The organism is Muribaculum sp. NM65_B17 (genome assembly GCF_004793735.1).
GTDB lineage: Bacteria > Bacteroidota > Bacteroidia > Bacteroidales > Muribaculaceae > Muribaculum > Muribaculum gordoncarteri.
In genome coordinates this window covers 257784-270353 of the sequence record NZ_SRYY01000003.1, presented here as the reverse complement: position 1 = coordinate 270353, position 12570 = coordinate 257784, and the positions used below count along the sequence as shown (strand labels likewise).

At 53.2% G+C, this 12570-nt stretch carries 11 protein-coding genes; 10 read left to right on the top strand and 1 reads right to left on the bottom strand.

Annotated elements, in window-relative coordinates; translation table 11 throughout:
- The first annotated feature begins 11 nt into the window (after positions 1-11).
- The 10 genes from E5354_RS05685 (at position 12) to E5354_RS05640 (ending at position 10599) form a co-directional block, all read left to right on the top strand.
- Entirely contained in the window at positions 12-845 is an 834-nt protein-coding gene (locus E5354_RS05685) for a 1-acyl-sn-glycerol-3-phosphate acyltransferase (RefSeq protein ID WP_123395614.1), read from the top strand.
- Positions 846-861: 16 nt separating this feature from the next.
- Entirely contained in the window at positions 862-1812 is a 951-nt protein-coding gene (locus E5354_RS05680) for a GNAT family N-acetyltransferase (protein ID WP_123395613.1), read from the top strand.
- Entirely contained in the window at positions 1803-3326 is a 1524-nt protein-coding gene (locus E5354_RS05675) for a capsule assembly Wzi family protein (RefSeq protein ID WP_135946742.1), read from the top strand. Before E5354_RS05680 ends, E5354_RS05675 begins: the two co-directional genes overlap by 10 nt.
- A complete protein-coding gene (locus E5354_RS05670; RefSeq protein ID WP_135946741.1) occupies positions 3323-3775 on the top strand; it encodes a lipocalin-like domain-containing protein in 453 nt (150 codons plus the stop codon). Before E5354_RS05675 ends, E5354_RS05670 begins: the two co-directional genes overlap by 4 nt.
- A 1-nt stretch (position 3776) precedes the next feature.
- Positions 3777-4769 carry an NAD-dependent 4,6-dehydratase LegB gene (locus E5354_RS05665; protein WP_135946740.1) on the top strand — a complete coding sequence of 331 codons (993 nt, stop codon included), beginning with the start codon at positions 3777-3779 and terminating at the stop codon, positions 4767-4769.
- Positions 4766-5725 (top strand): ATP-grasp domain-containing protein, encoded by a 960-nt coding sequence (locus E5354_RS05660; protein WP_135946739.1) that lies wholly within the window; start codon positions 4766-4768, stop codon positions 5723-5725. Before E5354_RS05665 ends, E5354_RS05660 begins: the two co-directional genes overlap by 4 nt.
- Before the next feature lie 6 nt (positions 5726-5731).
- Positions 5732-6739, top strand: coding sequence for an N-acetylneuraminate synthase (neuB, locus tag E5354_RS05655; protein WP_135946738.1), 1008 nt, complete (start codon positions 5732-5734; stop codon positions 6737-6739).
- 4 nt (positions 6740-6743) lie between these two features.
- Positions 6744-8405 (top strand): putative transporter, encoded by a 1662-nt coding sequence (locus E5354_RS05650; RefSeq protein ID WP_135946737.1) that lies wholly within the window; start codon positions 6744-6746, stop codon positions 8403-8405.
- Between the two features lie 120 nt (positions 8406-8525).
- Complete coding sequence (locus tag E5354_RS05645) at positions 8526-10238, top strand: SulP family inorganic anion transporter (protein ID WP_135946736.1); 1713 nt, start codon at positions 8526-8528, stop codon at positions 10236-10238.
- 124 nt (positions 10239-10362) lie between these two features.
- Entirely contained in the window at positions 10363-10599 is a 237-nt protein-coding gene (locus E5354_RS05640; protein WP_135946735.1) for a hypothetical protein, read from the top strand.
- Between the two features lie 174 nt (positions 10600-10773).
- Here E5354_RS05640 and E5354_RS05635 read toward each other — a convergent pair whose 3' ends face one another.
- Positions 10774-12564, bottom strand: coding sequence for a TonB family protein (locus tag E5354_RS05635; RefSeq protein ID WP_135946734.1), 1791 nt, complete (start codon positions 12562-12564; stop codon positions 10774-10776).
- Positions 12565-12570 lie beyond the last annotated feature (6 nt).

Here is a 12570-nt window from a genome sequence, read left to right as displayed (position 1 = left end):
CAAGAAAGTATATGGCAAAAAATGACAATTTGAGAGTGGACATATCGGCTACGCTTAACAGCCGCGCGTCAAAGTATGCCAAGTTCATTCCCGGATTTATGGTGAAATGGCTTGAACACACCATCTGCCAGGACGAGCTAAACGGAATACTCGAGCGCACAAGCGGGAAGCGGGGAGCCGAATTCTGCCACGCGGTACTCGACGACCTTGACATAAAGTATAATGTAATAGGAGGCGACAACCTGCCCGACAACCGCCGTGTCGTAATCGTGTCCAATCATCCGCTCGGCGCACTCGACGGCATAACCCTCATCGACTGGGTGAGCAAGATCTACGGCCCCGGGGTGAAATTCATTGTCAACGACCTGCTTATGGCCGTCAAGCCGCTCGACAACGTGTTTCTGCCCATCAACAAGCACGGCAAGCAGAGCCGTAAATCATCGAGCAACATCGAGGAGGTGTTTGCCGGCAACGACCCCATAATCATTTTCCCGGCAGGACTTGTGTCACGCAAACGCGACGAAGGCATACGTGACCTCAAATGGCAGAAAATGTTCATAAATAAAGCCGTCCAATACCACCGCGACATAATTCCGGTGTACTTTGATGGCAAAAATTCGCCGTTTTTTTATAATTTTGCAAAACTTCGGACTCGTGTCGGCCTCAAGTTCAATATCGAAATGATATATCTGCCGCGCGAAATATTCCGAAGCCGTCACGCCCGCTTTACAATAGTGGCCGGCAAGCCCATTCCCTACAATCGATTCAAGGGAGGGCGCAACGCCGCTATCGAAGCCAAGGCGATGAAGCGCATAGTTTATGATTTAAAATCTAAAATCCAATAATAGCATAACCGCATAAATGGACCAGAAGATTATTGAGCCGATACCCGTCGAGGTACTTGAAGCGGAGCTTACGCCCGACAAGTTTCTACGTACCGCCAATAAAGGAGGCAACAACGTCTACATCGTTGACGCCCACAACTCACCCAACGTAATGCGCGAAATAGGTCGCTTGCGTGAAATAGCGTTCCGTGCCGCAGGCGGCGGAACAGGCAAGGAGTGTGACATCGACGAGTTTGACACAATGACTCCGCCATGCCGGCAGCTCATAGTGTGGGACCCCCGCGAGCGTGAAATCATCGGCGGCTACCGATTCATTACCGGCGACGACATACGCATACAGCCCGACGGACGCCCAAGGCTGGCCACAAGCCACATGTTTAACTTCTCACAGCGTTTCCTCGACGAATTTCTTCCCTACACGCTTGAGCTGGGACGCTCATTTGTAAGGCTCGAATACCAGTCGACACGCGCAGGAGTAAACGCACTCTACGCCCTCGACAATCTATGGGACGGACTGGGTGCCCTAACCGTCATATATCCCAAGGTAAAATATCTGTTCGGCAAGGTGACGATGTATCCGAGCTACAACGCCGAGTGCCGCAACATGATACTCTATTTCCTGTCAAAGCACTTTCCTGACAACGATTCGCTCGTGACACCGATCACGCCGCTCGACACCCACACCGACACCGAAGCAATGGACCGGCTCTTCACAGGCACCACATTCAAGGATGACTACAAGATACTCAACAAGGCCATACGCGAACACGGCTACAATATACCGCCGCTCGTAAACGCCTACATGAGTCTGTCGCCCTCGATGCGAATGTTTGGCACGGCCATCAACGACGAGTTTGGCAATGTCGAAGAAAGCGGAATATTCTTTGCTGTATCGGAAATCTTCGAGGAAAAAAAAGGCCGTCACATCGACACCTATCATGCCCCCGAGTCAATGCCATGCGACTAAGCCTGAAATGCGCGGCGGCATCATTGATAGCCGTCATGTCGACCTTTACAATGCACCCTGAGGTGACAATCGACTACCGTGGCGAGATAATCGAGAATCTCGGCACCGGTGACTTTGCACCCTACTACATGGCATCCAATGTCTACGGAACGGTAACCCAGCCCTACTCCACGCTACTTAGAGCGTCATTAAGCCACTCCATGTCACGCGACAGCCGCTTTAGCTACGGCTTCGGAGCCGATGTGATAGGAGGCTACTCGTCGAAAACCAACTACGACGCATTTATCGACGGCAAGTGGGTGACACGAGGCCAAGGCCCGGCACCGATATGGCTACAGCAACTATATGCCGAAGTGAAGTTCCGCGGCCTGTTCATGACTGCCGGGATGAAAGAAACAGGGTCGGCAATGCTCGACGACAACCTGTCGAGCGGCGACATAACGTGGAGCGCCAACTCCCGCCCCATGCCGGGAATCAAGATAGGATTCATCGATTTCCAAAATATACCCTTGACCAACGGCTGGCTGCAGATCGACGCCGTGCTGTTCTACGGCAAACCTCACGACAACAACTGGCTGCGCGACCACTTCAACCACTACAACTCGTTCATAACCTCGGGACGCTGGAACAACTACAAGCGTCTATATCTGCGCACCAATCCGTCGCAACCGTTTTCGGCGACATTCGGAATGCAGGCGGCGGCCCAATTTGCCGGAACATGCGTCACCTACCGCAACGGCGAGATTATGTCGGAAGTGAAAGCGCCGCTGAAGCTGCGTGACTTCTACCAGATGATAATACCCCATCACGGCGAATACTTCTACCGTGGCAACCACCTCGGGAGCTGGGACATAGCCCTGCGTTACCGGCTGTGCAACGGCAATGAGGTGAGAGCCTACCTGCAATCGCCGTGGGAGGATGGCTCGGGAATAGGCAAGATGAACGGATTTGACGGACTGTGGGGCCTGGAGTTCCGCGCCTCAAAGCCCGGCTTCATAACCGGAGCGGTATTTGAGTACCTCGATTTCACCAACCAATCGGGGCCGCTGCACTGGTCGACCGGCGACCATCCCGGAACTACCATAACCAACGAGGCCACAGGCTCTGACTCTTACTATAACAACTACTTCTACAACGGATATGCCTGTTACGGAATGTCGCAGGGCACTCCGTTCATTCCGTCGCCGCTCTATAACCTCGACGGATACATGCGTTATGCCGACACCCGCGTGCGCGGCTTTCATGCGGCACTGAGAGGCAACATATCGTCGGAGATCGACTACCGCATGATGATTTCACATCGCACGGGACGCGGCGACTCCTACCTGCCGCGACTTCACAAAGTGCGCGACACTTCAATAATGCTGGAGGGCATATACAAGATGCAGAACACGCCTGAAATGGACCTGAAATGCCAACTGGCATGGGACCACGGCAACATGTACGGCAACAACTTCGGCATCCTGGTGACAATATCCTATAAAGGTTCATTCAACATAGGAGGCCGACGATGAAACGAACGATAATCACATTACTGATAGCGATTCTGCTTCCCGTCATTGCCGGCTGCACCCGCAACGACGGCGACATAGGCACGTGGTTTGGAAGCTGGAAACTTGAGCGCATCACCATCGACGGGCTGATCGATGAAAAGTATAAAGGCGACATCTTCTGGCAGTTTCAGTCGTCGGTATTCTGCATGCGCAAGATTCTCCCGTATAACGAACACGAAGAGCGCTGGGGAACATGGAAGGAGCTCGGCGACAACACGCTGCAGCTCGACTTCACCCACACCGACGACAGTCATCCCGACGGTAAAGACATGTACACACCCTGGCCCGAAACCCACATAACGCGCGGCATAACCGAACTGAAGGTGCTGAAACTCGAAGTCGACGACATGCGACTGCAATATACGGCCGATGACGGCACTCTATATATTTACTTCCTAAACAAATGGTAACATGGCAAACGAAGGCAACAAGAAAGTACTCGTGACAGGAGCCGACGGATTCATAGGCTCGCACCTCACCGAACTTCTGCTTGAAGAGGGCTACGAAGTGAGGGCGCTAAGCGTCTACAACTCATTCAATTACTGGGGCTGGCTCGATGACATAAAGCATCCGCGCCTTGAAGTGGTGAGCGGTGATGTGCGTGACGCTGCATTCTGCCGTCACATAACGCAGGGATGCGACACGGTGTTTCATCTCGCTGCGCTGATAGCCATCCCCTACAGCTATGTCGCCCCCGAAAGCTATGTCGACACCAACATAAAGGGCACACTCAACATGTGTCAGGCGGCGCTCGACCACAATGTGCGCCGACTCATCGTCACATCCACCAGCGAAGTCTACGGCACGGCACGTTACGTGCCCATCGATGAGAATCATCCCCGTCAGCCGCAGTCGCCCTACTCGGCCACCAAGATAGGAGCCGATGCCATAGCCAAAAGCTTCTACAACGCCTTCAACCTGCCGGTGACGATTGCCCGCCCGTTCAACACCTACGGACCCCGCCAAAGCGCACGTGCCATAATACCTACAATAATCACCCAGATAGCCAACGGAGTGCGTGAAATAAAGGTGGGTGACCTGTCGCCCACCCGCGACTTCAACTTTGTAAAGGACACCTGCCGGGGTTTTCTCGCAATAGCACGCGCCGAAGGTGTCGAGGGCGAAGAGATAAACATAGCCACCGGCACCGAAGTGACCATGAAGCAGACATTGATGAAGATTGCCGAAATAATGGATGCCGACATAAACTGGGTGGTCGATCCCGAGCGCATCCGTCCGTCCAAGAGCGAGGTGTTCCGCCTGTGCGGCGACAACACCAAGATTGAAACGCTCACCGACTGGCGACCCGAGTGGAGCCTTGAAGAGGGATTGCGCGCCACTGTCGACTGGTTCAGAAATCCCGACAATCTCGCCAAGTATAAATACAACGTTTACAACCGATGAGCCGTCGCGTCAACATACTGTTTCTCGGAGGAGCAAAGCGGGTGTCGATAGGACGCATGTTTATCGACGCCGGCCGTCGCCTGGGGCTTGAAGTCTACCTGTTCAGCTACGAGCTTGAGAGTCATGTGCCGGTGAGCGTCATCGCCGAAATCATAATCGGGCTGCGCTGGCGCGACCCTAATCTGCTAAAGCACCTGCACGACACCGTGACGGCCCATTCGATCGACATCATAATCCCCTTTGTCGACGGAGCCATCGAGCCTGCATCGCTATATTGCAGCACCTACGGTGACGCATGGACCCCTTCGGGCGATGCCGAAACGATGAAAACTTTATTTGACAAAGCTGCTTCGGCAACACTCTTTGAGCGCAACAGCCTTCCCATACCGGCCACATTTGACGGCAACCGCACATTTCCGCTCATCGCCAAACCGCGTTTCGGCTCTGCGTCACGCGGCATAAGGATAATATCATCGGACAAAGAGTTTGACGAAATAGCCGAACACATCGCCGACTACCTAATCCAGGAGTACATAGCGCAACGCGAGGAGTACACCGTCGACTGCTACATCGACGCCCACGGCACACCGATATGCACCGTGCCGCGAAAGCGGCTCGAAGTGGTGGGCGGAGAGGTGTCACGCACCGTGACGCTGCGTGACGACCGCATCATGGAACTGTCACGCAAGGTCATCGAGCGCCTGCATCTACGCGGAGCTGTCACGCTGCAATTCCTGCGTGACATCACCACCGACCGGCTGCTTCTCATGGAGATCAATCCCCGACTCGGAGGCGGAGCCGTGTGCTCGGTTCACGCCGGCGCCGACCTGCCGTCATTCATCCTGTCGGAATGGGCGGGAATGTCGCTGACTCCATGCGACAACTGGCGTGACGGTACCGAAATAAGCCGCTACCAGCAGGAAGTGGTATTCTACAACAATCCGAACGACAAATAAAGACCAATGAGCAAAAAAGTCATTATCATAGCCGAAGCCGGAGTAAACCACAACGGCAACCTTCAACTCGCACAACGCATGGTGCATGCCGCCAAGGAGGCGGGTGCCGACTACGTAAAGTTTCAGACAGCCGTGCCCGAACTTGTGATATCGTCCATCGCACCCAAAGCCGAATACCAGAAAGAGAACACCGGCAACGATGAGAGCCAGCTTGAGATGTGTCGCGCCATACACTTGCCGCTCAGCGACTACGAGGGACTTGCCGAGCTGTGCCGCAAGGAGGGGATAGGGTTCATGAGCACCCCGTTTGACCTCGTGTCAATCGACACCCTCGACCGCCTCGACATGGACTACTGGAAGATTCCCTCGGGCGAGATAACCAACCTGCCTTATCTGCGCAAGATAGCCGCCAAAGGAGGCAAAGTGATAATGTCGACCGGCATGTGTGAGCTCGACGAAATAGAGGAGGCTGTGGAAGTGCTTGAAAAGGGAGGCATCCCGCGCCGTAACATAACGCTGCTGCACTGCAACACCCAATACCCCACCCCGATGTGTGACGTCAACCTTAAAGCGATGGATGCGTTACGCACCTTGCATTGCGGAGCCGTGGGCTACAGCGACCACACCGTGGGCATCGAAGTGCCTGTGGCTGCGGTGGCAATGGGCGCCGAAGTGATCGAGAAGCACTTCACCCTCGACAAGACAATGCCCGGCCCCGACCACAAGGCGTCGCTCGATCCTCAGGAGCTCAAGGCGATGGTGGCAGCCATCCGCAACATCGAGCAGGCAACAGGCTCGGCCGAGAAGCACGTGTCGCCCTCGGAAGCAGCCAACATCACCATAGCCCGCAAAAGCATCGTGGCGGCACGTGACATAAAAGCTGGTGAAACATTCACCGAAGAGAACATAACGGTAAAGCGTCCGGGCAACGGCATAAGCCCCATGCTGTGGGACTCGGTAATAGGCCAACGCGCCACACGTGACTTCCCCTACGACTCGTTAATCCAACTGTAACGCAATGGATTGGATAAACCTACTGTTGATAGAACACTCGTCGCTGCAGGCCATCGTGATAGTGTCGCTTATATGCGCTATAGGCATGGCACTCGGCAAGGTGAAAATAGCCGGCATCTCGCTCGGCGTGACATTCGTGTTCTTCATCGGAATCATTGCCGGTCACATAGGATTGTCAATCGACCCGGCGATGCTGAAATATGCCGAGAATTTCGGATTGGTGATATTTGTTTATGCGCTGGGCCTGCAAGTGGGTCCGGGATTCTTCAGTTCGCTCGCCCACGGCGGAGTCAAGCTAAATGTTCTCGGACTGTCGCTGGCTCTGCTCACGCTCATAACCGCCATAGCCCTGACCTATGTCACGCCGGTAAGCATCCCCGACATGATGGGCCTCTTCTGCGGCGCCACCACCAACACCCCGGCGCTCGGAGCCGTGCAACAGACTCTGTCGCAGCTCGGCATCCCGTCGAGCACACCCGCACTTGGATGTGCCGTCACCTATCCGCTCGGTGTTGTGGGAGTGATAATCGCCGTCATCATAATGCGAAAGCTCTTCATCAAGCCCAATGAGATAAGCGATGCTCCCATAGGCTCGCTTCCGAAGCCTAAAATCACCGAGTTTGAGGTGTCAAACCCCGGAATCTACGGCAAGACAATCGAGGAGATAGCACGATTGTCCAACTGTCACTTCGTAATATCGCGACTGTGGCACAACGGCACGGTGTCGATACCCACATCGTCGTCACGCCTTGAAGCCGGCGACCGACTGCTCGTAGTGAGCACTCCCGACGATGTAGAGGCCCTGCATATAGTATTCGGCGAACAGGACAAGACCGACTGGAACGCAAACGATATCGACTGGAACACCGTCGACCGCCAGCTCGTGTCACAGCCTTTCATCGTCACACGCCGACAGATAAACGGCAAGACTCTCGGCTCGCTAAGGCTGCGTAACCTCTACGGTGTCAACATAAGCCGCGTTTACCGAAGCGGACTCGCGCTTCTGGCAACCCCCGACCTTCGCCTGCAGCTTGGCGACAAGATAATAGTAGTGGGCGAGCAGAAGGCAATCGACAAGATTGAGCCCATGATAGGCAACACCATAAACGTACTCAACGAGCCAAACCTCTTTGCCGTGTTCATCGGCATCGTGCTCGGCATCGCATTGGGGTCGATTCCCTTCCATTTCCCCGGCATAGGAGTTCCCATAAGCATAGGACTTGCCGGAGGCCCCATCATCATGGGAATACTCGTGGGAACATTCGGTCCTCGACTGCACATGGTCACCTACACCACCACGAGCGCCAATCTCATGCTCCGCGCAATCGGCCTTGCGCTCTATCTCGCCTGCTTGGGACTTGAATCGGGAGCACACTTCTTTGAAACGGTATTCCGCTCCGAAGGCCTGTTGTGGATATTGCTCGGAATGTTGCTGACAATAGTGCCGGTGCTGATACTCGGACTATTCACAGTAAAAGTGCTGAAATTTGACTTCGGAACCACCACGGGAATGCTTTGCGGCTCAATGGCCAACCCCATGGCACTGGACTACGCCAACTCAATCCTGCCCGGCGACCACCAGTCAATAGCCTACGCCACCGTCTATCCCCTAAGCATGTTTGCCCGCGTAATCCTCGTCCAAATAGTGATCCTCGCCCTAATGTAAATCAGGGTAAATAGCCACGGAGACGCTTTTTTGTGTTAAAAAGCATAAATAATATATAATTATTTCGTATCTTTGCGGCTTCAAAATCAAAACAGGGTATTTACTTACAATCATTACATTATGAACCTTTCAGGTACAATTGATTTCAGGCCGAAGCTGATTTCGGCGTTAAGTCACTATTCGCTTAGCCGCTTTAAGGACGACCTTATCGCAGGTATTGTTGTGGGCATCGTGGCCCTTCCTCTCGCAATCGCATTCGGTATAGCATCAGGCGTAAGCCCTACAATCGGATTGATTACCGCCATAATCGGAGGTTTCCTCGTATCGGCATTTGGAGGCAACTCAGTCCAGATTGGCGGTCCTACAGGTGCTTTCATCGTAATCGTCTACTCCATTATCCAGAATTACGGACTTCAGGGCCTTGCAATAGCAACCCTAATGGCCGGACTGATACTCATACTGCTCGGTATATTCCACCTCGGAACCGTGATCAAGTTCATACCCTATCCTATTGTAGTGGGATTCACCAGCGGTATCGCCCTCACGATATTCTCAACCCAGATCAATGACTTCCTCGGACTCGGACTTACCGATGTACCGAGCGACTTCCTGTCGAAATGGGGAGTCTACCTGAGCAACATAGCCAATATCGACCTTCCCACTCTCGGTGTGGGTGTGGTGTCACTCCTCATCATCATTCTCACCCCCATGATTTCAAAGAAGCTGCCCGGCTCGCTGATAGCAATAATCATCGTGACGGCGGCCGTGTATCTGCTCAAAGCCACATTCCCCGAAATAGCCGTAGAAACAATCGGCGACCGATTCGGCAACCTTCCCACCGACATTCCTCAGCCCAAGGGCTTTGAGCTGTCGATGAACACAATCAACATTCTGCTCCCGTCGGCATTTACAATCGCCATCCTTTGCGCCATAGAGTCACTGCTATCGGCTACGGTGGCCGACGGTGTCACCGGATCGCACACCAACTCCAACACCGAGCTTATCGGCCAGGGAATCGCCAACGTGGTAGTGCCGTTTTTCGGCGGAATACCCGTAACCGGTGCAATCGCCCGTACAATGACCAACATCACCAACGGCGGACGCACCCCCGTGGCCGGAATAATCCACACAGTGGTTCTGCTGTTGATATTCCTGTTCCTGATGCCGTTAATCAACATGGTGCCCATGGCCTGCCTCGCCGCAGTGCTTATCGTCGTGTCGTACAACATGAGCGGCTGGCGCACCGTAGTGGGAATATTCAAATCCCCCAAAAGCGACATATCGGTTCTCCTCGTCACATTCCTGCTCACCGTCATCTTCGACCTTACGATAGCCATCGAAATAGGATTGTTGCTCGCCATAATTCTGTTTTTGCGTCGTGTCATGGAGAATACACAAATCAAGGTGTACTCCGAGCAGCTTGACGTGGCCGAAGGCACCGATGCTACAACCCATGAAGTGCTCGATGTGTCACACGGCGTAGAGGTATATGAAATCGACGGCCCGTTCTTCTTCGGTGTAGCCACTAAGTTTGATGAAATGATGCGCAGCACACTCGGGTCCAAGCCGATAGTGCGTATAATAAGGATGCGCAAAGTGCCCTTCATCGACGCGACAGCCGTGCACAACCTTGAGATACTCATCAAATCATCGCAAAGCGACAACATACACATAGTGCTCTCGGGCGTAAACCAGCAGGTGCGCCAGGTGCTTCTCAAAGCCGGCATCGACACCATGATCGGCGAGGATCACATCTGCGACAACATATCACGCGCCGTTGTCATGGCCAACCGCATCGCCGACAAGCATCGCGCCCGTCATCACGATGCGTAAATGTTAAAATAAGCGATGTTTAGATACAAAATTTGAGATTTTTTAGAGAAATGCAATTTTACGACGAAAAATATTCTAAAAAATTGTTTGCGTATAATATTTTTATATTAACTTTGCATCGTTTTTGAAGCTAAAAGAAATTGTTTTATTATTAATTAAAAAGAAAATGAAAAAGTTAGTTTTATTACTTGCTGTTGTATTCAGCGTATCAATGTTTTCTTGCAAGTCTTCTGACAACGCTGCTGAGGCTGCTGCCGCTGACTCTGTAGTTGCTGTAGAAGAAGTTGTAGAAGAAGTTGTAGAAGTAGCTGATTCAGTTCCCGCTGACTCTGTAGTTGCTCCCGCTGACTCTGTAAAGTAATTTAGAGAATTAGAATTCTCCCACAAATGAAATAAGCTGACCACTCTAAAGTGGACAGCTTTTTTTTTGCGCCTTATCGGAGGCTTGACTAACAGCCTCAGCCCCATAACAGAACACCGGCCATCCTCAACGGACGGCCGGTGTCAATATATCTAATTAAAAAGTAGATTGCAATCAATTGCCCGGGCTATAGGAAACCTCGGTTGTCGACATCCCGTCGGTAGTGGTCGTGGTGGTTGTCGTAGTACCGGGAGCCGTATTGGAGTTGGTGTTTGAATTGGACTGCTTGGTTTCACGGAACGACACCGGAAGAGTGTACCACACATTTACGGGCTTGCCCTGCATCATGCCGGGAGTAAACTTGAGCATGCGCACTACGCGCTCGGCCTCGGCATCCTGCTCGGGCGAAAGAGGACGCAGAACCTTGACATCGCCTACAGTGCCATCCTTTTTCACTACAAACTGCATGATGAGCCTGCCGTTTTTGCCGCCGGGAATCCACTTAAGATTGGAGGCGATGAACTTCATCAAAGCCGCCTCGCCGCCCTCATATCGAGGCATAGTTTCAACAGCGGTATATGCGTCATCACCGGCTATGCTCTCTCCGGCTGCCGGAGCTGTTCTGGGGGATGCAGGCTTGGCATCAGCCTTACTGCGGAACGACACGGGAAGGGTGTACCAAACATCGACGGGCTTGCCCTGCATCATGCCGGGAGTGAACTTGAGCATGCGCACTACGCGCTCGGCCTCGGCATCCTGCTCGGGCGAAAGAGAACGCAGAACCTTGACATCGCCTACAGTGCCATCCTTTTTCACTACAAACTGCATGATGAGCCTGCCGTTCTTGCCGCCGGGAATCCACTTAAGATTGGAGTCGATGAACTTCATCAAAGCCGCCTCGCCGCCCTCATATCGAGGCATAGTTTCAACAGCGGTATATGCGTCGTCACCTTCGCCCGACTGTGACGGCAAGGCAAGCGGCGACTGTTCAGGCTCGGCAACCGCAGCAGCAGCCGGCTCCTCTTGCATAATTGCGACATAATTGGTAACTTTGGCAGTCGACAGCGACTCAAGAGCCTCTGCGACACCGGGATTAAAGAACACAACGGCGGTCAACGCCAAGGCAGGCACGGCGGCTATGGCTCGCCAACGCTGCACGGGAGAACTTTTTTTACGTAGCATCATTTTAATACGTTTAGATAAATTAGAATGGTCAAGGCTGTTGGCGATGGACGGGAATCTGGAGCCAACGGCCTTTTGTATTAGCAATAGTTGATAGTCACGCACATTTGCGCCACCGGTCACGACTCCGTTGTCGGCCTCGTATTCGTGAACGGCCTGCAGCTCGTTGCGCATAAGCCATCCTGCGGGATTATACCACACGAGAAGAGCCACAGCCTCGGCAAGCAGCAGATCGAGCCAATGCCTCGCCTTTATGTGCATCGATTCATGCATGATGACGGTAGTGCCTCCCTCGTCGTAGTCCTTCTGCGACATGACGATGTAACGGTACCAGCTGAACGGTGCGATGCTTTCATCGGAGTGGATGCAGAGCACATTGCCGTCGGGCATCGTGACATGGCTGCTGCGTGAGATGACCGAGTGCATCCTGTTCCAGATGAACAGCTCCCTCAAAAGGAAGAATAGAAGCCCCGTGAAATATAGAGCCATCACACCCGCACACCACCACTTGACCGGGGAAACCGCATCGACTTCACCGTCGGCAACGACAGCCATGACCGACGGCAGCCCCACTTCAATGTCGAGCACGGCACCGTCACCGAAGTCAATCGAGTGAATCCAGCCGATGACAAATGGCATAGCCAATGCTATCAGGTAACCGAACAATATCAGTCCCCGGTTGAAACGCCAGCATGTCAACCCGCTCATGAGCAACCTCACTATAAGGTAGATGGGGATGAGCGTAACGCCGACGATAATCGAATATACAAGGAGAGCGCCCATGATGCG